The 25702-nt window shown below is 45.6% G+C and carries 21 protein-coding genes; 14 read left to right on the forward strand and 7 right to left on the reverse strand.

Annotated elements, in window-relative coordinates; genetic code table 11:
• Positions 1-2: 2 nt before the first annotated feature.
• Positions 3-515, reverse strand: a complete 513-nt coding sequence (locus tag ASG33_RS03015; protein ID WP_056280111.1) for a fasciclin domain-containing protein — start codon at positions 513-515, stop codon at positions 3-5.
• Positions 516-610: 95 nt separating this feature from the next.
• On the opposite strand from ASG33_RS03015, the gene ASG33_RS03020 reads away from it, so the two are divergent.
• The 8 genes from ASG33_RS03020 to ASG33_RS03055 all read left to right on the forward strand — a co-directional run bounded on the left by ASG33_RS03020 (position 611) and on the right by ASG33_RS03055 (position 10518).
• Complete coding sequence (locus tag ASG33_RS03020) at positions 611-1246, forward strand: DUF1080 domain-containing protein (protein WP_056280116.1); 636 nt, start codon at positions 611-613, stop codon at positions 1244-1246.
• Positions 1247-1451: 205 nt separating this feature from the next.
• Entirely contained in the window at positions 1452-2837 is a 1386-nt protein-coding gene (locus ASG33_RS03025; RefSeq protein WP_229238545.1) for a histidine kinase, read from the forward strand.
• A 16-nt stretch (positions 2838-2853) separates the two neighbouring features.
• Positions 2854-3630 (forward strand): LytTR family DNA-binding domain-containing protein, encoded by a 777-nt coding sequence (locus ASG33_RS03030; RefSeq protein ID WP_056280122.1) that lies wholly within the window; start codon positions 2854-2856, stop codon positions 3628-3630.
• A 322-nt stretch (positions 3631-3952) separates the two neighbouring features.
• Positions 3953-4705, forward strand: a complete 753-nt coding sequence (locus ASG33_RS03035; protein WP_056280125.1) for an isoprenyl transferase — start codon at positions 3953-3955, stop codon at positions 4703-4705.
• 6 nt (positions 4706-4711) lie between these two features.
• Positions 4712-7315: an outer membrane protein assembly factor BamA gene (gene bamA, locus ASG33_RS03040; protein ID WP_056280130.1), complete on the forward strand. Its 2604-nt coding sequence runs from the start codon at positions 4712-4714 to the stop codon at positions 7313-7315.
• A gap of 51 nt (positions 7316-7366) precedes the next feature.
• Positions 7367-7981 (forward strand): OmpH family outer membrane protein, encoded by a 615-nt coding sequence (locus tag ASG33_RS03045; protein ID WP_056280133.1) that lies wholly within the window; start codon positions 7367-7369, stop codon positions 7979-7981.
• 10 nt (positions 7982-7991) lie between these two features.
• Complete coding sequence (locus ASG33_RS03050) at positions 7992-8633, forward strand: OmpH family outer membrane protein (protein WP_056280137.1); 642 nt, start codon at positions 7992-7994, stop codon at positions 8631-8633.
• A gap of 286 nt (positions 8634-8919) precedes the next feature.
• Positions 8920-10518, forward strand: a complete 1599-nt coding sequence (locus ASG33_RS03055; protein ID WP_056280139.1) for a hypothetical protein — start codon at positions 8920-8922, stop codon at positions 10516-10518.
• 15 nt (positions 10519-10533) lie between these two features.
• Here the strand turns inward: ASG33_RS03055 and ASG33_RS03060 are convergent, their stop codons facing one another.
• Both ASG33_RS03060 and ASG33_RS03065 read right to left on the reverse strand, forming a co-directional pair.
• Positions 10534-11295 (reverse strand): lipoprotein signal peptidase, encoded by a 762-nt coding sequence (locus ASG33_RS03060; RefSeq protein WP_056280142.1) that lies wholly within the window; start codon positions 11293-11295, stop codon positions 10534-10536.
• 52 nt (positions 11296-11347) lie between these two features.
• Complete coding sequence (locus tag ASG33_RS03065) at positions 11348-12550, reverse strand: proline dehydrogenase family protein (protein WP_056280144.1); 1203 nt, start codon at positions 12548-12550, stop codon at positions 11348-11350.
• 176 nt (positions 12551-12726) lie between these two features.
• Here ASG33_RS03065 and ASG33_RS03070 point away from each other — a divergent pair, with 176 nt between their 5' ends.
• The gene (locus ASG33_RS03070) at positions 12727-13821 is read left to right on the forward strand and encodes a chorismate mutase (protein ID WP_056283190.1); all 1095 of its coding nucleotides are present in this window, start codon (positions 12727-12729) and stop codon (positions 13819-13821) included.
• Positions 13822-13878: 57 nt separating this feature from the next.
• Here ASG33_RS03070 and ASG33_RS03075 read toward each other — a convergent pair whose 3' ends face one another.
• Positions 13879-14520: a GDSL-type esterase/lipase family protein gene (locus ASG33_RS03075; RefSeq protein WP_056280147.1), complete on the reverse strand. Its 642-nt coding sequence runs from the start codon at positions 14518-14520 to the stop codon at positions 13879-13881.
• A gap of 18 nt (positions 14521-14538) precedes the next feature.
• Complete coding sequence (locus ASG33_RS03080; RefSeq protein ID WP_056280150.1) at positions 14539-15129, reverse strand: thymidine kinase; 591 nt, start codon at positions 15127-15129, stop codon at positions 14539-14541.
• Between the two features lie 102 nt (positions 15130-15231).
• On the opposite strand from ASG33_RS03080, the gene ASG33_RS03085 reads away from it, so the two are divergent.
• On the forward strand, positions 15232-16335 hold the full coding sequence (locus ASG33_RS03085; protein ID WP_056280151.1) for a hypothetical protein: 1104 nt from the start codon (positions 15232-15234) through the stop codon (positions 16333-16335).
• A 55-nt stretch (positions 16336-16390) separates the two neighbouring features.
• Here the strand turns inward: ASG33_RS03085 and ASG33_RS03090 are convergent, their stop codons facing one another.
• Positions 16391-17239 carry a hydroxymethylglutaryl-CoA lyase gene (locus tag ASG33_RS03090; protein WP_082489073.1) on the reverse strand — a complete coding sequence of 283 codons (849 nt, stop codon included), beginning with the start codon at positions 17237-17239 and terminating at the stop codon, positions 16391-16393.
• Positions 17240-17326: 87 nt separating this feature from the next.
• Positions 17327-18388 carry an NAD-dependent epimerase/dehydratase family protein gene (locus ASG33_RS03095; protein WP_056280157.1) on the reverse strand — a complete coding sequence of 354 codons (1062 nt, stop codon included), beginning with the start codon at positions 18386-18388 and terminating at the stop codon, positions 17327-17329.
• 248 nt (positions 18389-18636) lie between these two features.
• Here ASG33_RS03095 and ASG33_RS03100 point away from each other — a divergent pair, with 248 nt between their 5' ends.
• Genes ASG33_RS03100 through ASG33_RS03115 form a run of 4 tightly spaced genes read left to right on the forward strand, consistent with a single transcriptional unit; the run spans position 18637 to position 25697 of the window.
• Positions 18637-19362, forward strand: coding sequence for a hypothetical protein (locus tag ASG33_RS03100; RefSeq protein WP_056280158.1), 726 nt, complete (start codon positions 18637-18639; stop codon positions 19360-19362).
• A complete protein-coding gene (locus ASG33_RS03105; protein ID WP_056280161.1) occupies positions 19359-22130 on the forward strand; it encodes a TonB-dependent receptor in 2772 nt (923 codons plus the stop codon). The genes ASG33_RS03100 and ASG33_RS03105 overlap by 4 nt, the downstream gene beginning before the upstream one ends.
• A gap of 13 nt (positions 22131-22143) precedes the next feature.
• Complete coding sequence (locus ASG33_RS03110; RefSeq protein WP_056280163.1) at positions 22144-23268, forward strand: DUF4249 domain-containing protein; 1125 nt, start codon at positions 22144-22146, stop codon at positions 23266-23268.
• A gap of 20 nt (positions 23269-23288) precedes the next feature.
• A complete protein-coding gene (locus tag ASG33_RS03115) occupies positions 23289-25697 on the forward strand; it encodes a hypothetical protein (RefSeq protein WP_056280165.1) in 2409 nt (802 codons plus the stop codon).
• Positions 25698-25702: the final 5 nt, after the last annotated feature.

Consider the following 25702-nt stretch of genomic DNA (forward strand, 5'->3'; position numbering starts at 1 on the left):
TCTTACAAAAACTTTCTAACAACAACGCTGTCAATCACATGGATCACGCCATTGTCTGCATTCACATTCGGGATCACTACGTCGGCTTTGTTGATCGAAACAATGCTGTCGACTCTGGCAATATTCACCTTTACCCTGTTTAAAGTAAGCTGTTCGCCCACTTTCAGGTCAGATAATTTAGTTTTGTTCTTTAAAATGTGATTCTGAAGGAAAAGCTTGGCAGAATCTTTCGGAAGCTGAGTAATTAGACTTGCACTAATATTAGCCTTGCCAAATGCATTGTTATCAGGTGCAAAAACGGTCAGGTTTTCTGTTCTCAGCGCATCGCTCATTCCCGCGTGAATCATGAGGTCTCTCAGTATACTGAACTGCTCATTTTCAAGAATCACGTCCGTGATGGTTTTCGGTTTTACCAGGTCTTTGCTATCTTCTTTACACGAGAGAACAGTTGCGGAAATTGATATTGCAATCAAAAAAAATGTCGCCCAACGCCCTACAAAACGGTTTTTTTTCATAGCTTTCCAAATAGTTATTTTCCGTAAAACTAATGGAAAATGTATTTTAACAGTATTTCACTCACAAATTTTTTAATCCTAATCCCAAGATCAATATGTTAAAAACAAGACAATTACTTCTCATTTGCTGTGCCATTTTGTTTGTTAACTCAGCATTCTTAGTGTCTACGGAAACTGGCGGAGAGTTTGTTAAAAAACCTGTCAAACTTTTCAATGGTAAGGATCTAACAGGCTGGAAAATAAATGGTACCGAGAAGTGGTACGTTGAAAAGGGCGAGCTTGTTTGCGAAAGCGGACCGGATAAGCAATATGGCTACCTGACGACCGACAAGTTTTACAAGAATTTTGACCTGTCGCTGCAATTCAAGCAGGAGGCTAACGGAAACAGCGGCGTTTTCTTTCGCTCAACAGTGACCGGAACAAAGGTATCAGGCTGGCAGGTAGAAGTTGCTCCGCCAAATCACGATACAGGTGGAATCTATGAATCATACGGTCGTAACTGGCTTGTGCAGATTCCCGAGGAGAAAGAAGGTTTTCTGAAAATGGGCGAATGGAATACGCTTCGCATTCGTGCCAATGGAGATAAAGTGCAAACCTGGCTGAATGGAAACGAAATGGTGAATTTTGAGGATGCGAAAATCGGTGCCGGCGACGGATCAATCGCATTGCAGATCCACGATGGCGGCGGTATCAAGGTACGCTGGAAAAACATCATGCTGGAAGAACTATAGTTTTCATTCCCGCGCCCGTGGAATTCATACTGCTGAGGCGGTAGTTCGTCGGAAAGTTTTAAAGAGAAAGCTTTATGGAAAATAGATTTGTGTCAATAACAACGCAATCTGTTAGCCATGAAGCTTTTTTCTTTATTGCCAGTTCCTATTCTCACCTTTGCTTTTTCGCGTCGAAATGGATGATCGTAAAGTGAAATCTCTGCAAATGCAAGCCTCCTCCCTGGATGGACGGGATTTCAGTAACATGAACCTGGAAAATGCGGATTTCAGCTTTTCCAGTTTAAAAGGTACCAACTTCGACGGAGCTAACCTGCGCAATGCCAAAATGCGCTTTTCCGCACTGGATCAGACTACTTTCCGTAACTCAGATCTTACCAATGCAGACCTGAGTTTTAGTAGTCTCCTGAATGTGGACCTGACAGATGCGAAGGTGGAAGGCGCTAATTTTAGCTATACTTCCAACGAGCGTTCTTTCCGCTGGCAGGATCTCAACCTGATTGGCATGCTTCAAAATCAGGGTTGGGTAGGTACTGCCGTCGCCATTATCCTGGGTGCATTGTTCCTGTACGGAATGAATGCAATCCTCTTTTTTTCTGCTGCAATTTTCTACGAAGAGGAGCCTGTCAGGGTAACATTATATCAATACCTGGTCTTGAATGGAGTGCTTTCCGGCATCGTAACAATCCTGCTTACACAAGGTTTGACGCAGTTGATGGATGTTTTCATGAAGAGACTATGGCTAAAACATCTGATTCTTACGATTGTCGTAGCTGTTTCCAATATCCTTTTCGGGCTTATTTTCTTTAACTACTTCGGAACTGAGATTTTCATTGCCTACGGTAACCGCTATCCCGATGAAGCAGCTCAGAATGCACCTTTGTATTGGTATATGTGGGGCCCGATTTCAGTGGCCAACGCTTTTTATTATATAAGAAGGGCTGGCCAGCAGCTTTCACGGAAGATATCTGATCAGGAATACCAGCTCCTGAACCTTGAAAAACTGAAAACCCGGGCCGAACTCGATGCATTGCAGGCGCGGATCAATCCTCATTTCTTATACAATTCCCTCAATAGCATTGCGAGTCTGGTGCACGAAGACCCCGATAAAGCCGAAGAAATGACGCTCTTGCTGTCAAAACTCTTCCGGTACACGACCGGCCGAAAAACGAGTGATTATTTTGACACCATTGAAAATGAACTTGAAATGGTGGAAACTTACCTGCAGATTGAAAAGGTACGGTTTGGCAGCAGGCTGCAGTTCAGTGTGGAAGTACAGGAGACAGGATTAAGCCAGCTGCTAATCCCCAAGTTTATCTTACAGCCCATCGTTGAAAATGCGATCAAACATGGGGTATCAAGAATGGCCGAAGCCGGGAACATTGTGGTGAAGATTTATGAGGAGAATAACTGGCTGCATCTCTGTGTACACGATAACGGACCAGCATTCCCGGAAACAATGGGAGCCGGTTACGGGATAAAAAGTATTCAGGATAAACTTAAACTGCTTTACGGTGATCTTGCCAGGATCGAGCTCCACAACGAACCCGTAAAGACGGTGAATATCGGCATTCAAAGATCAGCAATCGGATAATTTCAACACTTCAAACATGCGATTCCCTCTTAAAACAATATTGATAGACGATGAACCGCTCGCGTTGAGCAGACTGAAACGATTGCTGGAAAAGCACCAGGACAATTTCCAAATCGTAGCAGAAGCAAAAAACGGTGCGGAAGGTTTGATCGAAATCAACAAACACGAACCTGACGTAATTTTCCTGGACATTGAAATGCCCCTTTTGAATGGATTTGAAATGCTCTCCAAACTGTCAAAAATGCCGCTGGTGGTTTTCTCAACAGCCTATGATCAATACGCGATCCGTGCGTTCGAGGAGAATTCAGTTGATTATCTGTTGAAGCCGGTTGAGAATGAGCGTTTACTTAAAACGATTGATAAGATCCGCAATATCACAAAAGCCGCCGACGCAGGAGCCGCAAATCCATACTCTGAAAATCTGCTCCGCTTGCTTGAAGAAATGAAGCCTAAAAAGGAAATCTTCTCCTTATCGGTCAAATCCGGTGACCGAATTCTGCTGGTACCGCTTACAGATATCACGCATTTTGAGGCCGAGGAAAAATATGTTTTCCTGAATACACTCGACGGACAGAAGTACCTTCTGAATTACACACTCACTTCACTGGAGGAAAAATTACCGAAACATTATCTGCGCGTCAGCCGCGCCGCCATTGTTAATACCCACCACATCAAGGAAATCCAGAAGCATTTCAATGGAAAGTATGTGATGAACATGCGCGACCGTAAATCCTCACAGGTTACAAGCGGCAGTACTTACAACGACGCTATACGTCATCTTCTTGATAATTAACCGGCTCGGTTAGCTTAACTCCTTGTGAACGATTGATTTTGTAGAGGCAATACTTATTCCTAAATTGCGCCCCTGTTTACAATTCCATATAGAATTTTAGGAAGATAATCTCCTGTTCGTCAGTAGGTTTGTTGTGTTTCTTGTAATTTGAAATGCAAATTTTTTTCTGGATTTCGGCACATAATTAACTTGCTCAGCGTACAGGTCGGTATATAAGTGATTCCCGAACAGCCGAGGAGATTAGATTTTGTCCGGAATTGATAAGATCCTTTTAGTATTGTTCAATTGTTTTGTTAAAAAAGGTTAAAGGGAGTCAGGAGTAATGAAGGAGCTCATTGATGCGGGCAATCTGCCGAAGCACATCGCCGTTATCATGGACGGTAACGGAAGGTGGGCTCAAAACCAGGGTGCAGCCCGGGTTTTTGGCCACCGCAATGCGATAAAGGCGGTAAGAGAAGTGACAGAAGGTTGTGCGGAAATAGGTGTTTCATACCTTACTCTCTATGCATTTTCTACTGAAAACTGGGCGCGTCCCGAGTTTGAGGTCAGAGCATTGATGGAACTGCTTGTCCAGTCAATCAGGAACGAGCTGCCAACTATGCTTAAAAACAATGTTCGTCTGGACACAATCGGGGACACAAAAAGTTTGCCGGGGAGTTGTCAGCGACAGCTTGCGGAAGCCATTGAAGCCACACAGGCAAATACCGGTTTAAATCTGATACTTGCATTGGGTTATAGCGGCAAATGGGATATTACCCAGGCTGCAAAAAAACTGGCGGAAGATGTTCAGAACGGCAGTTTGACGCCGGGTGAGATCAATGAAGAAATGCTTTCCGCAAGGCTTGCCACGGGAGCCCGTCCGGAAGTGGACCTGATGCTGCGTACCGGAGGCGACCATCGTATCAGTAACTTCCTTTTATGGCAGCTCGCATATTCCGAGTTGTATTTTTATGAAGATCTTTTTTGGCCTGATTTCCGTCGGGAGCATTTATATGAGGCGGTACTTTCCTATCAGAACAGGGAAAGGCGATTTGGAAAAACAGGCGAACAAATAAAAGCGAATAGTGCTAAGTAGAACAATATGAACCTTCTTACCAATTTGAATAAATCACTAGCACATCTGAAAGGTCTGACAGCATTATTGCTGATCTGTTCCTGCTTTTCGGTAAATGCACAACGCGTAGGTATCGGTGCAAGCGGCCGCCCTGCTACACCGGCAGCGAACAGTGCAATGGATCCGGCTAATCCCAAAGAATACACCATTGCCGAGGTTACCGTATCTGGTACCCAATTCCTGGATCCCAATTCAATGGTTTCTATCTCAGGTTTGAAACCGGGCGACAAAATCAGGCTTCCCGGACCAGCTATCCCATCCTCCATTAAGAAGATGATGGATTTTGGTACGCTGGATGATGTGGAAATTCTTTATACAAAGATTCAGGACGACAAGGTTTGGCTGAATATTCATATCAAAGAACGCCCGAGACTCTACAAGGTTTCGTTTTCAGGTATCCGGAAAGGGGAGAGAGAGACATTGAATGACAAGGTTAAGCTGATAAAAGGGCGTGTTATTACGCCAACTGTTATCAAGAACACACAGCTTGTTATCAAGAAATATTATATGGACAAAGGATTTTACTACACCAAAGTAAAGGTGTTGCAGATTCCTGATTCCACACGCGGTCAGGCCACATTGAACTTTACGATCACGAAAGGCAAAAAGGTCAAAATCGAGAAGATCGATATCCAGGGAAATACCGCTGTAAGCGACAAGATTCTAAAAAGGAAAATGAAAGGTACCAAGCAAAAACGCATTGGCAGGCTTTTCAACCCATCTAAATACATTCCGAAAAAATACGACGAAGACAAGGAAAAGCTCATTGCCTATTACCGCAAGAATGGTTACCGCGATGCTACGATCGAGTTTGATACCATCAAAAACGGTGACGAAACGATCAGCATAGATATGAAAATCGATGAGGGCAAGAAGTACTATTATCGTGATATTACCTGGTCGGGTAACTATTTATACACCTCGAAATACCTGAGCGAACGTTTGGGTGTGAAGAAAGGTGACGTTTACAATCCTGAGGAACTGGACAAGAAAATCAATGGTATCCCGGGCGGCGACGTAAGCTCCATTTACATGGACGACGGTTACCTGTATTTCCGCATTGAACCCACTGAGAAAGCGGTAGATGGTGATTCCATCGATGTTGAATTACGGATGTTTGAAGGTAAGCAAGCGACGATCAACAGAATTTTGCTTAACGGAAATACGAAGACAAGTGACCGCGTGGTTTTGCGCGAGCTGTTTACATTGCCTGGACAGAAATTCAGTAAAACAGAAATTATCAATACCCAGCGCCAGCTTTCACAGATGGGGTATTTTGATCCGGAAAAGATCCAGATCAATCCAATCCCGAATCAGTCGGACGGTACTGTGGATATCGAGTATACAGTTGAAGAGAAACCATCTGACCAGATTGAATTGTCCGGCGGTTGGGGAGGATACATTGGTTTTGTAGGAACGCTGGGTTTGGTGTTCAATAACTTTTCTATCAAAAACATTCCTAACCGCGAAACCTGGCGCCCGCTACCTTCAGGTGATGGTCAGAAACTCTCGCTTCGCTTCCAGGCGAACGGACGTCAGTACCAGACTTACTCTATGTCGTTCAGTGAGCCGTGGCTCGGAGGTAAAAAGCCGATCAACTTCGGAGTTTCGTTCCAGCGGACAGTTTACCGCCTTACCGACCTGAACTCAATGTATGGTATCGGCGGTCTGAACGGAGGTTCGAGAACTATTAACTACCGTGGCGGATATTATAACAACGGGGTTACCGTCTCATTAGGCCGTCGTTTGAAAGAACCGGACAGAAACCTCGTGATGACACACGCGTTGTCGTTCCAGAGATATCGTCTGGATGATCTGGATATTTTTGGAAATGGTTATACAAAGGGGAATTCCAATAACATCTCTTTTAACACTACCATTTCAAGAAATACATTAAGTGATTTCCAATTCCCGAGAAGTGGAAGCAATATCTCGCTGAGTGCTACTGCTACACCGCCTTATTCTGCATTCAGGAAAAAGGAGTTTACAGACAAAAACGATTCTTATCGCTGGGTTGAATACCACAAATGGATGTTCGATGCAAGCTATTATGCGACCATTGTTGGCAAGCTGGTATTAAGCACCCGCGCGCACATGGGTTTCCTGGGTAACTATGATGGTTCCAATGTTTATAGCCCTTTTGGTCGCTTTATAGTTGGGGGATCCGGTTTGGCAGGACAAGGTACATTCTCACTTGCGGATCAGGATATCATTGGTCTGCGTGGTTACCAGGATCAGAAAGTGGGACCAATTTCAGATACTGGCCGTCCGGCTTCCGGCGGTGGGGTAGTGTATAACAAATACGTAATGGAGCTTCGGTATCCGGTGTCACTTAACCCTCAGGCGACAATTTTCATTCTCGGTTTTGCGGAAGGTGGAAACAACTGGGGTACTTACAAAGAGTTCAACCCGTTTGACCTGAAACGTTCGGCTGGTGTGGGTGCCAGGATCTTTATGCCTGCATTCGGATTGCTAGGGATCGACTGGGGTTACGGCTTTGATAAAATACAAGGTAGTTCAACACGTAGCGGCCCTCAGTTCCATTTTACAATTGGCCAACAAATCAGATAATATTCTCTCAGGAGTTTCGTTAAGAAGTTTGCAAATTATTAGCAGCTTGGCATGAAGAAGTTTTTTATTTTACTAGTTTTGTCAATTCTATACACGTCAGTGGCTAATGCTCAAAAGATTGGGTACACGGACATGGAGTTCATTACAAGTAAGATGCCCGAGTATCAGGCTGCACAGACGGAGATGAAAAAGTTCTCCGAGAAATGGGCAAAGGAAATTCAGGACAAATTTGGCGAGATTGACAGAATGCAGCGCGCCTACATGGCCGAAGAGATTTTGTTGACTGAGGAGCTGAAAAGAAAGAGACAAAACGAGATCAAGGAAAAAGAACTCGAAGCAGGCGAGTACAACAGCAAGATTTTCGGAATGGACGGATTAATGTTCCAGAAGAAAAAAGAACTCATGAAGCCTGTACTTGAAAAGGTACAGCGTGCAGTGACCAAAGTTTGTAGCCAGCGCCGTCTTGACTTTATGTTTGATAAATCCAGTGATGTTGGAATGCTTTATACCAATCCGAAGCACGATTATTCCGACTACGTAATGGAGGAATTGGGGATTGATCCGAAAGCGAACAAAACGACAGGCAGCGATAAACCTGAACAACCAGCCAATCAGCCTGCGAATAGCTCACCGAAACAAAAGAGTACAACCAGTAAACTTAAATAAGTAACAAGCAATGAAACAAAAATTGATGGCTTTTCTGGTCGTAATGACCTTAATCACCACCCCTCTGTTAGCTCAAACAACCCCTGCAAGCGGACTTTCCAAAATAGGCTATACCAATGTTGATTATATCCTCGGTAAACTGCCAGAAAGTAAAGTAATGCAGAACCAGCTTGAAGTTACCAAAGCGCAGCTTGACAAGGCGCTTGGAGAAACATATAAAGAGGCGCAGGACAAGTATGAGGCTTATCAGAAAAACGGAGCCAACATGACTGACGTGATTCGTGCAGACAAAGAGAAAGAATTGCAAAATCTGCAGACACGTATTCAGGAAATGCAGAACAATGCACAAACTTCTCTGCAAACCAAGCAACAACAATTGCTGGAACCGATCCTGACTAAAATCAACAATGCAATTCAGGAAGTAGGTAAAGAAAATGGATTTCTTTACATCCTGAACATGGACGCAGGTCCCGGATCAACTCCTATCATCTTGTTTACAGCTACTGAAGAGAACAATGCAACGCCTTTGATCCTGAGAAAACTGGGAGTAGATCCTGACAAAGCTGACGCCGCACCTGCTGCCGCTACGCCTGCCAAACCAGCTACAACTGCGCCTGCTACTACACCAGCGGCAACTCCTAAGAAAAAATAATAGGATAGTTATTGAACTTTAAAAACCGGAGAGCAGTCTTTGAAAAGGCTGCTCTCCGGTTTTTTGTGCACTCGCATCAGGATTTTCAGGCAATGTGCCTGCTTTTATTATAATCCATCATTTTGCACCCGTATTTAAAAAGTACAAACTGGAAACAAACCTGTACTTAGAAATCGGGGCATTTCATTTTTGTAAGGTTTCACAGGGCTTTCTATACGGGATTTGCTAGTTTTGCGTTTAGACTCAGTGTTCTTCCAGGCAAAGAATAAATTATATTTTTGACGTTATGCTCATAAAAGATATTCATAAAATACTGATACTTCTGACAGCTATTTTACTGTTTTCAAAGGCGCAGGGGCAGGATAATATGAAGAGTACTTCAGGCGGTCCGCTCCAGATTGTATTCCCCTCGGAATCGGAATGGAATGTTTTGTATGAAGGCAAAGAAATCAATTTCCATTTGCAGACAAAAGGCGGCAAAAGTGATTCTGTGAGATATACGATTACCAGCGGGCTTGCAAAGGAAATGAAGTTTGATTCGCTCGGCCACTTCGTTTGGATTCCCAGCTATGATATTGCAGACAGGATTAACACTACCAAGTCTTTTCCTGTCGTGTTTGAAGCTCAAAGTACAGCCGGAGAAAGTGTTTCCAGGGAAGTTGTGTTCAAGGTCAACCACGTGAACCGACCACCTCAAATCGACGAACTCCAGCCATTTTACGTACAGTATAAGACTCAGAATGTCTATAAGATCGATATGGGCTCGGTGCGTGATCCGGATGCCGATCCGATCGTCTTTGTTCCGATCCTGGAACAAATGCCTGAAGGAATGAAGTTGACTGCCGCAGGAGAAATTACCTGGGAGCCTTCAACCGCGCAGTTCGCCATATTGAAGAAGGGACCCAGGTACATGGACTTCTATGTAGAAGATCAGCCGTCAAAGGCGCGCACCAAGGGACGTCTTAAGCTTGACGTTACCCAAATGGACCTTGCACCCGATTTTACGATCATACCTCAGAATTCCATTATAAGAAGTGCAGAGAACAACCGTATTAACCTACGGTTTACCTTATCCGATCCAAACGGCGAGGAAGATATTACTGCATTCAATTTTATATCGGAAAACAAGAAAGTGCCCTCCGAGGCTTTGGTTAAAAATACGCCGACCAGTTACGAGTTCATCTGGGAGCCCGGCTACGATTTTGTGAAGGATCCATTAGATACAGTAGCTTTTAACATCACATTCTATGTGTTGGACAAAGCCCAGAATAAGAAGGAGCGGAGCGTACGGTTTGTAATCAAGAATACGGTGGACGAAAGTCTTCGTGATAATTACGTATACAACCTGTACCGCGGCGCGCTTGTGAATGCATGGGGCTTGCTGGAACAAATGACGGAGAAGGAGGGGCAGCTTAAAAGGGCATATTCACGCGCTAAAAAAGGAAAACGCAGCCGGTCACTATTGAATGCATCCCTTGGTGCTACTACTGGTCTGGCGCCTGTAATAGCAAAAACTAACCCGGATACAAGAGGTTATATTACAACAATCGGAGGAACTACTGTGGCTACTGTGGGGACCCTGGAAGCGACGGAGGTAATAGGTAAATCGGTAAATGGCTTGCTGGACAGGTTCAATTACGTAATGCAGAAGAAGAATGAGCTGCAAAACAAAGGAGACGTTTTTGCAAGGGAATATGGTCAGAAATCAGCACGCAGGCATCCGGATTTTATCCGTAAGCTGGACGAATTTAAATCACTGATGAACCTGAGTGGGCTGGTTGCACTGGAATTGGACGCCAATTGGGAAAATAAGAAAGAGGCAACAGACGTCGCTTTGAAGAAGACATTTAAAGATTTTGTCCCTCTCACGAAGGACGAGAACTGAAAGTAAAAAAGAGAGCTAAATGCTCTCTTTTTTGTTGATATCGTCTTCACGCTCTGTATTTTCTGTGGTAGAAATATCCGTAGCAGCGTTCTCCGCTGGAGTGGGTGGTAAAGGATGTGATTGCGTTGTTTCCTCGTAATTAGAAGTGTACCCGTTATCCTCAATTTTCTCTTCCTGATCTTCCTCTTGTGCACCTGTTGAATGAAAGCTGCCCTGAAAGATGAGAATGCTGCAGACACCGATAAAGATACACGAGTCTGCAATGTTGAAAATAGGGGTAGAGTAATATTGTCCGCCCCAAACAGGTACCCAGTCAGGAATAAATCCTTCCCAGAAATCAACAAAGATCATATCGATTACCTGTCCGTGAAACCAGGGAGTTGGCGAACCGTATGGCGCATTTTCGAGAAATACACCGTAAAATGTGCTGTCGATCACATTGCCCACAGCACCAGCCAGGATCATCGCCAATGCCCAGAGTAACCCTTTTGAAGCGCCTGCACGGGCCAGGTGGATCATATACCCGCCAATCGCAACCATAGCAACAAGACGGAAGAGTGTAAGGAACAACTTGCCGTATTCGTGGCCCAGCTGCATTCCAAACGCCATTCCCGGGTTTAGTACATAATGCAGTTTTAGCCAGTTACCAATGAGCGCAATCTGACCTGAAAAGCCGGGATCCATGTATTTATGTACAAGCAGTTTGGAGGCCTGGTCGATAATGATGAGCAGCAAACTGAACAGTAAATACGGAGCTGGATTTTTGGATTGATTCATTCTTTTTTTTGAAACAATTGGGAATTTCAGGAATGCGAAAGTAATAAGTTAGTTATAAAGAACTGATTCCTCTTCTTTTCAATTCACTTTTTACTAACAAAAACTCCCTGCTGCTCTGGCCCGCAATGGAGGTATTTTCTTCCGCGCGGCGGATTAAATAGGGCAATACTGCATTGATCGGGCCATAGGGAACATACTTGGCTACGTTATAGCCAGCATTCGAAAGGTTGTATGAAATATTGTCACTCATACCAAGCAGCTGAGCAAACCAGATCCTGTTGTCGTTTCTCTCGATCCCGAGTTTCTGCATTTTGGCAGCACAGTATTGTGAACTGTACTCATTGTGGGTACCCAGGCAAATAGAGATATGCTCTACATGTTCCAAACAAAAATCTATTGCCAGGTTATAGTCTGTATCCGTAGCTTGTTTTGAAACGTGGATCGGATTGAAATATTCATTTTCCCTTGCACGCAACCTTTCCTTTTCCATATACGCGCCCCGCACAAGCTTCCCGCCGAGCAGGTAGCCTTTTTGTCTGGCAGTAAGGTAAGCTGTTTTAAGGGCATCCAGCGTTTCGTGTCGATAAAGCTGGTAAGTATTGTAGACAATGGTCCGCTCGCGATTGAATTTTTGCATCATCTGGTAAGTCAGATCATCTATCACGCCCTGAATCCAGCTTTCTTCGGCATCAACAAAGATCCTTACATTCTTTTCATGTGCGCGCGAACATAGACTTTCAACGCGGGCAATTACACGCTCATAGGCGGCTTCCTCATCGTCAGTCAGCTGATCTTTGCGCTGTATTTTTTCGAGAAGCTCTGCCGAGGCAACTCCTGTGATTTTAAAAACGGAGAATGGAATAGTTTGGGAGGTTGCTGCTTTATCAATCGTCCGGAGGATTTCGGTAGCAGTTGCATCGAAGCTGGATTCCTTGTCTTCGCCTTCAACAGAATAGTCGAGGATAGTGCCGATTCCCGATTTTCCGAGCATTGCTATAGTGCGGTCGCAATCGTTAATTGTCTCGCCTCCACAGAATTGTTCAAAAATGGTAACCCGGATGAGATTTTTTATAGGTAAGTTTAGTTTTAGTGCAAGCTTTATAAAAAAAGTGCCTAAATTTACCACTCGAGCCTGATTCATGAGGCTGAATAACCAGTATGTTTTCCGCAGTTCAGCGTCAGATTTAGAGGCAAAAGCGACGGAAGTATCTTCAAAAAATACAGGTATTTGGTTTATTGGTGAAGAATCTGCCATTTTAAGTACACGTTTTCTCTACTGAATGTATAAGTAAATCAGACTAAGAAAGTTGTGTTCATTAAGAAGTTATTTGACTTTTATGGCATCAAATGTACGTCAATCCCGGAAATACGCATGAACTACCGGGTCAAAATATTGCAATTATCTATTTTACTAAGGACAAGTTTTTGAATATGAATGCTTCTTTAGATATCCTTCCGCTGAGCAGTTGGATCAATACCGAGGGAAAACCTTTGGTAATCGCAGGGCCTTGCAGTGCAGAGACTGAAGACCAAATGTTAGAAACCGCAAGCCAGATTAAAGAGGAAGGCTTTGCACATGTGATCCGTGCGGGGATCTGGAAACCCAGAACCCGCCCTGGCAGCTTTGAAGGAATGGGAGAGGCAGCATTGCCCTGGTTACAGGCGGTGAAAAAAGAAACAGGTTTGCCTGTTGCTGTCGAAGTTGCTACTCCGCAGCATATCGAACTTGCATTGAAATATGGCGTTGATATCCTTTGGATAGGCGCTCGTACTACTGTAAACCCGTTTAATGTTCAGGAATTAGCTGACGCATTGAAGGGTATCGATGTACCTGTACTTGTTAAGAACCCGGTTAACCCGGACCTGCAACTTTGGGTAGGTGCTCTTGAGCGTTTGAATCAGGCAGGAGTGAAGAAACTTGGTGCAATCCACAGAGGTTTCTCAAATGCGCAGGAGACCAAGTTCCGTAATTCACCAATGTGGAACATTGCGATCGAGCTGAAAACGATTTTCCCTGAGCTGCCGGTAATCGGCGACCCTAGCCACATGGCAGGAAAACGTGCCTACTTGTATGAATTGGCACAACGTGCGCTTGACTTGCATTACGACGGTCTGATCATCGAGTCACATCGCGATCCGGATAAAGCTTGGTCTGATGCATCTCAGCAGTTAACTCCTGCGGCTTTGGGCCAGATGTTGCACGATCTGCATGTTCGTAAAGAATCTTACGGCAGCGATTATGCATCACAATTGGAAATTATCCGCGGCAAAATCGATCATTTGGATCGTGAAATGCTGGAAACTTTGGCACAGCGTATGGCGCTTGTTGAAAAACTGGCAGAATACAAACGTGATAACAACGTAGCTGCTTACCAGGTGGATCGTTTCCGTGAAGTATTGGAAACGCGTGCAGGCTGGGGCAAGAGCATGAACCTTTATCCTAATTTGGTGGATGAATTGTTCAAGCTGGTACACATGGAATCTATCCGCAAGCAAACGGAAGTAATGAACCAGGTGAGTGCCTAGTTACGATAATATATTAGATGAAGGCTGTCCGGATTTCGGGCAGCCTTTTTTGTTGTATTAGAGTTTGCTTTCTCTTAATACCCGACTGATCTCCTCTCCCCAAATCTGATACGCCCGCTCGTTCAAATGTGTTTTATCTACTGCAAACTCCGACCGCAAACCGGTAGGATCTGAAATCCGCGCATTGAGGTCAATGTAGGTAATGCTGTGTTTTTGACAATAATCAACCAGGAAGCGGTTCAATGCAATTACTTCTGCCCTGCTTATCGGATCGTTCTGCTCGAAAGGGGTTAGGGTAACAACAGGTTTGATGTTGTTCCTGATCATGATTTCAAGGAGCGATTGGAAATTAGCCTGTATCTTCTCCTGCGAAACGCCGACGGTAATATCATTAATTCCACCTTCCAAAAAGCAGATCTCAGGTTTCAGGTCTATAACGTGCGACTCTATCAATTGCAGGAAATGGTAAGTGCAAAGTCCCGGAAGTCCATTGTTCATTACATCGGTCCGGCCAAGCAATTCCACCCATTTCCCCTGTGCAGTAAGCGAGTTACCATACATGACAATGGTCGGGTTTCCTTTGATGCTTACAAACCTTTGCAGGATTTTATCCCTGTAAATAATTGCAAAGGCTATAATCAATGTGATTAAGATGAAATTGAGCAGGAGTGAAGCAGTCAGCAGCTTTTTAGTTTTCATGCGCCTTTCGGGAAAAAGCTAATAAGCGTGCTCGCCGAGATTGAAACACCTTCTGCAGCGTGCTTCATAGTGATCGGTTTCGCCCAGCAGTACCCGCGCATCCGAGGCAGTGAGGCGGTAAGAATGGGATGCAACCTCGCCGCACACCATACAAATTGCGTGCACTTTGGTGACATATTCCGCAGTCGCCATCAATTGCGGCATACAACCAAATGGTTTTCCCATATAATCCATATCCAGGCCGGCCACAATTACCCGTTTGCCGGAATCAGCGAGATCGTTGCAAACCTGCACAATAGCCTCATCAAAGAATTGCGCTTCATCGAGCCCGACAACCTCACAATTCTGCGCCAGATCCATTATTTCAATGGAGAATTGGACCGGAATAGAGCGGATCGAATTATCATTATGCGAAACAATGTTCTCTTCGTGGTAACGTTTATCCAGTGCTGGTTTGAAAATCTGTACGCGCTGGCGCGCTATTTTTGCTCTGTTCAGTCTCCGGATCAACTCTTCCGTTTTCCCGGAGAACATCGAGCCGCAGATTACCTCGATCCAGCCCGTTTTGGGGTGTTGATCTGCTCTTTTAGGGGACGGTTCTACAAACATCTTTGGTGTCGGATTGACCTTTTTAAGAGTCAATTTTGATTATATTTACAAAGCAAACATATTTTTTTTAAACACGATCGTTATCAAAAGCTCATATTCGTTATGCCGGATAATTTGAATTCAAATGCACTCAACCAATATGCCGCCCGGTTTACTACAACAGTTCTGAATGATGTTTACAGGGCTCAGGATGTAATCAATGGGGCAGGTTTATTGAAGCTCACTCCGGTAAGGCAGGTCAATCTCGGAATTCTCAACCGGTTGTTTGAAGCATGGAAAAGCAATGCAGAATCATTTCGCAGCCCGTACTTTGATTTTGCCCACGAAGATGTAAAACGAGCGCTGGAAGATTTTATGAACACCGCTTCCCAGCATATTGCGGTAAGACGGGCGGATCTTGAACCGCTGCTTTCCGAATCTGTAAAAGATGCATTGCGGCTGCTGCTTGCACCTGCCGATTATTTTGAGGGTAAAATCCGCTCAACTGCTGACGCCGAATTTACACACGAAAAGGCTGAGAAAATGCTCAAATACACGCACATTCACCGCGGTATTGCAGAAGCGATGTTAGGAAGACTTACAGATAGCGGCTCCGATTCGGTATACCAAACACAGGCTGTGAGCTGGTTGTACGAATTGAAAGACAACGGAGATCTGCTGGACGACACCGATGAACATCTGCAGCTGTTTTCAGATATATTCCCGATTAACATCAATGAGCTGCGCATTCAGGAGATTAGTAAACCTGTCAGTACCAAGCAGGAGCCCAAATCCTTCTTTGATTCAGCATTCAGCGAGCTGGAACCGGCAGGTGCCAGACCAGGCCCGCCACGTGCCGAGCCTGTTTCTGTTGTTTTGGGAGATATCGTTGCGAAATCCCAGACAGTGGAAAAAGATTCATTGAACAACCGCTTTAAGGTAGATATCCCGCAACCCAAGGAGGATAAATCCTACGGAAGCGTTCCTTTCCGTGTCGAGAGCATTGCCAGTGCTATTCCGCTGGGACAAAGATTTATGTTTGTAAACCAGCTTTTCAATAAAAACAGCGAGCATTTCGATAAAGCGATTTATGAGCTCGATGCAGTTAAAAGCTTTGAAGAGGCTGAAAACCTGATCTGGCACCGGTATGCTTCCAAATATGCGTGGGATGTAAATGGCGAGGCAGTAACTGCGCTGCTGGCGATTGTAAAGAGAAAATTTGCCTGATAGCTTAGTGTTGCAAGATATAGAAAGGCTCCCGTTGCTTAGCTGCGGGAGCTTTTTAGCTTTTTACCAAATCCAAAAATAAAGCTCTGGCTGTCTCTAATGCTGCAAAGTCAAGGTTTAGCGGGCTTTGCTTTTCAATAGCGAAATCGACAAGCTTCTCGGTGGGCATGTTGCCGACCAGCTCGTCCTGCGCCATCGGGCAGCCGCCATATCCGAGCAGCGCACCATCAAAGCGGGTGCATCCGGCAGCGAATGCAGCTTCTATTTTCTCGCGCCATTCCGCAGGCTTGGTATGAAAATGAGCCCCGAATTCAAGGTGGGGGTAATGCGGGATGAGCTCCGAGAAAAGCGACGTTATTGCTTCGCTACTGGCAACTCCTACCGTATCTGATAATGAAAAGATACTTACCCCAAGATTTGACAGCTTACTGATCCATTCCATAACAATTCCGGGCTCCCAGGGATCTCCGTACGGATTTCCGAAGCCCATTGAAATATATATCACCACTTCTTTCTCATTTCTGGATGCGAGCTCGCAGATGTTGCGGACCCTTTCTACAGAATCGGCAATGGTCGCATTGGTATTGCGGCGCTGGAAAGTTTCGGAAATGGAGAATGGAAAACCGAGGTAGCCGATCTGTTTGAAACCGCAGGCTTCCGCCGCGCCCCTTTCATTTGCAACGATCGCAAGCAGTTTTGACCTGGAAGAAGCGGTATCAAGCTGATCCAGCAGAAGCGCAGTATCGCTTACCTGCGGCATAGCTTTCGCGGAAACAAAGCTGCCAAAGTCAATCGTATCGAACCCTACTTTCAACAATTGATTGAGGTACTCAACCTTTTGCTGCGTCGGAATGAATGGATGATACCCTTGCCAGGCATCGCGGGGACATTCAATTAGTTTCAATGATTGAATGATTGAATGATTGAATAGTGGGAGGACGGAGGAGGGCAGAAACGACTTCCTCCCTTTCCTCCATTTTCCCTTTTCTCCTTATTTTAAAATCGGAGCTAAATCGGCTTCGTTTTCTTTCAGCCAGGCAGCAATTTCCTCTACGATCTGGCGGATACCGATTTCCGGTTTCCAGCCGGTTAATGCGGTTACTTTTGTATTGTCGGTAACATACAACCGGATATCTGCAGTGCGGTTTTCAGGTACTACTTTGATCGGGATCGTTTTGCCGGTTACTTCCTGGCAAACTTTCGTCAGTTCCTGCAACGAGGCGCTGCTCTCCAGACCGCCGCCTGCATTCAGGATTTCTCCGTTTACCTTATCCAGATTGTGTAATTGCCAGTCGATCAGCCTGTACAAATCAGCCACGTGCAGCATATCGCGGATCTGCTTGCCTGTGCCGCCGTAGCCAAAGTAACCCAGCTGCTGGTCAAAATAATGTTTGGCGATCCACAACACCATTACGCCCTGATCAACCTTGCCCATCTGCCACGGACCAGTAATCACACCACAGCGGTTGATCACCGTTTTGAGGTTATAGAACTCATTGTATTCCTGAATAATCAGCTCGGAAGCCAGCTTTGTGGTACCGTACAAAGAACGCGCGCCATTTAGCGGGAAATCTTCGGCAATACCTTTTGAGGATACCCCGGGAACCGGCTGCTCGTCAGACAATGCAAATCTCGTTTCTTCCTCAACGAAATTCAGTGTTTCAATGGTTTTAATCGGATATACCCGGCTGGTAGAAAGGAAAATAAAACCTGCTTTGTGCTTCAATGCATAGTTGAGGCAATTCACAGTGCCCACCAGATTGGTGTTGATCAGGTAATCGGGCGTTCCGTCGAGTCCCGCCAGTACCGAAGGTTCGGCAGAGGCTTCTATCACCGTGTCCACTGCCGGAATGGCGTCAAAGTCTTCCTTGTTACGTATATCCCCATGGACGAATTCCACTCCATGCTTTTTCAAGCGGCTGATATTCAGTTCTGATCCCCGGCGTTTCAGGTTATCGAGCGCAAATACCTCGTAATGCGGATAATTCATTTTTAAAGAAATGGCCAGCGACGATCCGACAAAGCCTGCTCCTCCGGTAATTAAGATTTTCATAAAGTGTTTTTAAATTGGAAGAATGTGTGGATTCAGATAAGACCAAAGTTAGGACATTCCCGAAAAACGGTTAGCAAGCTGACTTAGTTTTCTATGGAAATAGGCCTGGTAAGTAGCTAAACGCCGGAGAATAAATAAATTCTGCTTCAGTGAAGTATGTAACTTCCGATAACATCTTTGAAGTAGATACCTTTCGAACCGCAGCAATTACACAGGTTTTTATAGTATTATTATAAAAAATTTCGTGCATGTCGAACTTTACCTATTCCTTTCTCTTCTTCCTGTGCATTGCCGGTAATTCCTTTGGCCAGATCGCCCAGGTAAACACTGCGACAGATCCCGCATCCCATCCCATATCTGTTTATAAAGAAGCCACCGCCTTCACGCAAAACCTGTATAACGGCCGACAGTATTACCTCTACGATCCGAGGAATGAGGAACACCAGTTTTTTGATACGAGAAAATGGATGAAAGGTGTTATTCGCTATGATAATCAGCAGTTTGACAGCATTCCGATGCTTTACGACATTTTCAAAGACGAGCTGGTCATCAAGCATTTCAATGGAGATCACCTGTTGCTGCAATCCGAAAAAGTTGACTTCTTTTTGCTGAACGATCACAGTTTTGTTCGCCTCGAAGCAGGGAAGGATATCGGACCGCAAATGCGTACCGGTTTTTATGACGTGATTTACGATGGTAAGTCCCGCACGATCGCTAGACGGGCGAAACAGCGGCAGGAAAAAATCGTGGATAAAAAAGTAATATCCCTATACCCGCAGAAGAACTTCTTTTTTGTTCTGAAAGATGGAAAGTACCACAGTACGCAGACAAAGAAATCGGTATTGAACCTGTTTCCTGAGCACAAAAAGGAATTACGCAAGGTGCTGAGGGACGGGCATATCAAGTTCCGGAAGCAAAAAGATCTGGCCATTGCCAAGATGGTCGCCGTTCACGATGAATTAGCCAAGCCATGAAGAAACTTTTACCACTTATTTTCCTCATCAGTCTATCGTTCTTTCCAAGTATTACCCGGGCGCAAAGTGTAGCCGATAAGAAAATCACCGTTAAACTGGACTCTGCCCGGTTTGGTGAATTCGTGCAGGTCGTCGAAGCGCAAACGGGATACTACTTTTATTACGATCCCAGCAAGTTCGACAGCCTTACGCTCGACCTGAATGTAAATAACCTCACAATCCGCGAAGTGCTTGATCAGGTTTTCAGGGGATCGGAATTCGAATATGCGATTGACGCGCAAAGACGGATATACATTACCCAGGGGCCGCGGATCATTACCCAGCTTACACCCGGATTATTTGAACCTGATAAAGGCAGCGATAATGATTCCATTTCCTACGCCGGTCCGGGCGACGATGCGAAGGAAAAGCTGCTTTCTACCGCTGAAAGCAAGCTGCACGAAATTGGTATCCGAAAACATCGCATTACGCCAGGCAATTCCACCATTACGGGGTATGTAAGAAATGCAGTAACGGGCGAGCCTGTCATCGGCGCGGCTGTTTTTATTGCTTCCCCTTCCATTGGCGTTACAACCGACGCGCTCGGCTTTTATGCATTAACTATCCCGCGCGGCAAGCAGGTAGTCAGGATCAGAAGCACCGGAATGCGGGAAACGCGGCGCCAGGTAATGCTTTATTCAGATGGTAAGCTGGATATCGAAATGCGTGAAAGTGTGGTAGCACTGAAAGAAGTTTCGGTAAAAGCCGGAATGGACAGGAACGTGGTAGGTACGCAAATGGGGACTGTGAAGCTCACTATTAAAAACCTCAAACAGGTACCGACGGTTTTCGGGGAAACAGATTTACTCCGCACGATACTCACATTACCGGGCATTAAGTCGGTAGGGGAGAATAGTACGGGGTTGAATGTACGCGGTGGCTCCACAGACCAGAACCTGATCCAGTATAACGATGCTGTTATCTATAATCCGTCGCACCTTTTCGGCTTTTTCTCTGCATTCAATCCGGATGTACTGAAAGATGTAGAACTGTACAAAAGTACCATTCCGGCCAGGTTCGGCGGGCGGTTGTCGTCTGTTCTGGATATCAATAGTCGTGATGGTAACAAAAAGAAATTCGTAGCCTCAGGCGGGATCGGGCTGGTAACCGGCCGGCTTACATTGGAAGGGCCGATCGTGAAAGACAAAACGTCGTTTTTACTGGGCGGACGCTCTACTTACTCCAACTGGGTTATCAAGGCGCTGGATAATGAGAATTATAACAAAAGCTCAGCCTCATTTTACGATATCAACCTGCACGTCAGTCACGAGATCAATGAGAAAAACAGCTTGTTCCTGACGGGCTACACAAGCGACGACCGGTTCAGGTTGTTTGGAGATACCTTGTATACTTATCAAAACCAGCTTGCTTCGTTGAAATGGAAGCACACATTCAATTCGAAGCTATATAGTGTATTCACGGCTTCGCACAGCAAGTACCAGTACGCAATGAATGCGAAAGGATTACCGCTGAATGCATTTGATCTTAAATTTGACATTAATCAATCCAACTTCAAGGCGGACTTTAGCTATAATCTCGATCCACGGCATACCCTTGAATTCGGGCTCAGCAGCATTTATTATAAGTTGCATCCGGGCTCATTCAAACCCGCTACCGCCGAGTCGCTGATTGTGCCCGACGAGCTGGAAGCCGAGCAGGCTGTTGAAAGTGCATTGTACCTGGAAGATAAATTTGAGGTTAGTCCGCGCCTTTCCATTTCGGCAGGTCTGCGTTTTTCACTTTTTCAATACCTGGGCCCAAGAAATGTAAACACCTATGTGGCCGGCCTTCCGATCGAATACATTTATCAGAATGGTGTAAGACAGTATAAGTCGGGTGAAAATATCAAGACTTACGGCGGACCTGAGTACCGTGCTTCCGTCCGTTACAGCGTTTTTGATAACCTGTCCCTCAAAGTAAGCTACAACACGCTGCGGCAGTACATTCATTTGCTTACCAATACAATGACCGTTTCGCCAACGGATATCTGGAAGCTGAGCGACCCTTATATCAAGCCGCAGATCGGGGACCAGATCTCAGTCGGACTTTACCGCAATTTCAGGGGCAACAAAATAGAGGTATCCCTGGAAGGTTATTACAAAAACATACAGAATTTCCTGGATTATAAAGGTGGCGATTCGCTGATCATGAACCATAATATCGAAGCCGCCGTGCTCAATACGAAAGCAAAAGCTTATGGTGTCGAATTCATGATCAAGAAAATGACAGGTAAGCTGAATGGCTGGCTGGGCTACACTTATGCCCGGACATTGTTGCGGGCAATTGACCGCGAGTCGCCGGATGCGCCGAATGACGGTAACTTCTACCCGAGCAATTACGATAAGCCGCACGATTTTACCCTAATCTCCAACTACCGCTTCTCACACAGGTTCAGTGTTTCATTCAACTTTACTTACAGCACCGGCCGGCCTTATACCCCGCCAATCGGCAAGTACCTGATCGACGGCGCACAGCGGGTTTACTATGCAGACCGCAACCAGTTCCGTATCCCGGATTACTACCGAACCGACGTGTCAATGAATATTGAAGGAAATCACAGGATCAAAAAGCTGGCGCACAGTTCCTGGACACTGGCGGTTTACAACTTGCTGGGCAGGAAGAACCCGACCTCGGTGTATTTTCAGACAGTTGGCGGAAGGGTAAATGGATACCAGCTTTCCATATTTGGCCAGCCAATTCCTACGGTTACATACAATTTCAGATTTTAAGAAAACAACATATATGCGATACTGGTTATTTAAACTTGGCTTTTTTGCGCTGCTGCTTATTCTGGACAGTTGCGTTGAGCCTTTTTCACCGCCCGAGGTCAACTCTGTTGAAAAGTACCTCGTAGTAGACGGTTTCCTGAATGTAGGACAGGATACAAGCCGGATTGAGCTGCGGCAGACGCAGAATGTAAGTGAGCCAACAGTCAATCTGAGCGTTGAAGGCGCCATTATTACCGCGGAATCGGAGACGGGTGAGAGCTATAACTTCACAGAAGCCGGCAGGGGATTGTACCTTCTTCCGCCTCAGCAATACAATGAGAATACGAAATACAGGCTGCGGATCAACTTATTTGGAAAAGAGTATTTGTCCGAATACGTGGAGGTTACCAAGACACCCCCGATTGACAGCCTGGCCAGCCGCTTTGATGCGGGGCAGGATGCAATGATTTTTTACGTAAATACCCACGATCCCAATAACAACACGCATTTCTACAGATGGAAGTTTGAAGAAACCTGGGAATACAGGTCTGCTTACTATTCTTACCTCGAAGTTGTTGATAAAAAGATTGTGACCCGGAGTAAGGATATTAATCAATGCTGGGGAAGTATGCGATCGGGAAGTATCCTCCTGGGATCCACAATCAAGCTGAGCAGTGATATAATCAAGGATCTTCCGCTGTTCAAAGTCCCGGTATCAACCAACAAGCTTTACATCAGATACAGTGTGCTGGTGCGGCAGTATGCGCTTTCCCGGGAAGCATTTGAGTATTGGACAAGTCTTTCCAAAACAACCCAGGGGACAGGAAGCCTGTTTGATCCTCAACCTTCACAGGTTACCGGTAACATCCATAATGTAAAAGATTCCAAAGACCTGGTATTCGGCTATTTCAGTGCAGCTACCGAACAAACAAAGCGGCTTACCATTGCGCCGCACCTGGGCAATTTTCCACGCTGTATGCCGCCCGATACATTTGATATTGTCTGCCGACCAAACAGTGACAGGCAATGTGCGCTGGAAACAGCCGCGCTGTTAATGTCTTTCGGAGGAGAACGGGCAGAGTACATACTGGGCGCGCCGGCCAGCTGCATTGATTGCAGGACACAAGGCGGAACAACTACAAAACCAACTTTTTGGTAGCTATTAATACAGCGCAACTCATGTGTAAACTCGCGAGGTTCTTTATTCATATCTTTTTGCTGATCGCATTTCCGCTCGCTGCGAGCGCGCAGGAAGATCCTATGGTTACTTCTATGAAGCAGCGCTTTGATTTATATACAGGGCGCGCTGTGCAGGAAAAGCTGTATGTGCATTTGGACAGGCCTTTTTATCTGGTCGGAGAAACGCTCTGGTTCAAAGCGTACCTGCTCAATGGCGCCACACACCGGTTCCTTGATCTGAGCAAAGTAGGTTATCTGGAAATTTTGGATCTGGATAACAACCCGGTCGTGCAAACCAAATTCTCCATGCGGGAAGGGAAGGGGAATGGAGCAGTGATACTGCCCGCTGCGATTATCAGCGGAAATTACAAAGTGCGCTGCTATACCAACTGGATGAAGAATTTTGGTGCAGATCAGTTTTTTGAAAGTACAGTGTCCATTGTCAATCCATTTGTCAGGTTCGAGCCCGACCGTACCGTGAAAGGTGAAAGCAAGTACGATGTACAATTCTTCCCGGAAGGCGGACGGCTGGTTCAGGGGCTGGAAAGTAAAATCGCATTCCGTGCAGTCGCGGCCGATGGAAAGGGAATCCGGTTTAATGGAGCTATTGTCAATGCGCAGAATGATACCATTCAGAAATTTACGCCGTCAATTAATGGAATAGGCAGTTTTACATTTACCCCAAGGGAAAGCGAGACTTACAAGGCTTACGTTACCGATTCAAAAGGCACCCGAGCAGAGTATGCCCTTCCCGCAGTTGAGGGACAGGGCTTTGTAATGCAGGTAAAGGATTCGACGGACCAGTGGCTCAAAGTGTCCGTAACTGCAAAGCTGAACACCGACGAGCCCGTATACGTTTACATGCTTGCGCACACCCGGCAGGTAAATCCGGTGATCGAGAAAAAGCCGCTGATAAGAAACAGGACGTTTTTCCTGGTTGATAAAACCAAGTTGGGCGAAGGGATTTCGCATATCACGATTTTCAATGAGAAAGTGAAGCCGGTTTGTGAGCGGCTGTATTTCAAGCGGCCCCAGAGTAAGCTCGACCTGGAAGCAAATTTGGCTAAAACATTTATCACCCGCGAAAAAGTCGCGCTGAACCTTACCGCGAATGTAGCTGCGGCGGCTGATCAGATGACAAACCTGTCAGTGGCTATTTACCTCGAAGATTCCATTCACGCCGATCCTCAGCAGGATATCGCAAGTTACCTCTGGCTCAATTCCGATTTAAAAGGAACTATTGAATCACCCGGTTATTATTTCAGCAATGTTAACAGGGATACCGATCAGCAGCTCGATAATTTAATGCTTACGCACGGCTGGCGCAGGTTGAAGTGGGAGAATGTATTCGGTAACCAGCCGCCCAAATATGAAAATGTGCCTGAATACGACGGCCACTTCATTACGGGTCGCATTGTGAGCAGGGAAGACGGAACTCCGGCCAAAGGAAAAGATGCATTCCTGGCCGCGCTCGACGTTCCGGCGAGGTTATATGTTGCGCAAAGTGATCAGAATGGAAAGGTAACCTTTGAAGTGCGCCGCTTTGAAGGACCGAAGGAGATCACGGTACAAACCAATCTCGCAATGGATTCAACTTATAAGTTCGAGATCGCGAGTCCGTTTTCCAAGCAGTTTTCCGGTAATGCGCTGCCCGGTTTCTTTTTTGACAAAACCCTGGAAAACCAGTTACTGACACGCACGATCAATATGCAAACCGGCAACTCCTATCTGCCCCGGGTTTATACGCAGAAGAAAGCTACATTAATTGATTCGGTCGCATTCTTTGGTGTTCCCGATGAGAAGTATTTCCTCGATGATTTCACCCGCTTTCCAACAATGGAAGAGGTTTTGCGGGAATATGTAAAAGGAGTATTGGTGAGAAGAAGACAGAAAGAGTATCATTTCAGGATGATAGACAAGCTTTTGCCAAACACTTACTATGATACCGATCCCCTGATCCTGGTGGACGGAATTCCCGTGTTTGACGCGGACAAGATCATTGAATTTGACCCATTGAAGGTGAAAAAAATAGAAGTACTGAACTCACGGTACTTCCTGGGGCCGCTGACATTTACCGGAATTGTAACCTTTACGACTTACGGGAATGATCTGGGCGGGTTTGAGCTGGATCCGAAAGTGCTAGTTCTGCCTTACGAAGGCGTGCAGGCGCAACGCGAGTTTTATGCTCCCAAATACGATGCAGCCAGCGCAAACAGCCGCATTCCCGATTTTCGCAACCTGCTCCACTGGGCACCGAATGTAGTGACCGACAAAAGCGGAAAAGCGGCGCTTGAATTTTACACCTCCGACCAAACAGGTAAGTACCAGGTTGTGATCCAAGGAATTACACCAGCTGGCGTGGCAGGTAGCAAGCAGTTTTCTTTCGAGGTCAACAAAAGAAATTTCTGATCAGG

This window comes from Dyadobacter sp. Leaf189 (genome assembly GCF_001424405.1).
Lineage (GTDB): Bacteria > Bacteroidota > Bacteroidia > Cytophagales > Spirosomataceae > Dyadobacter.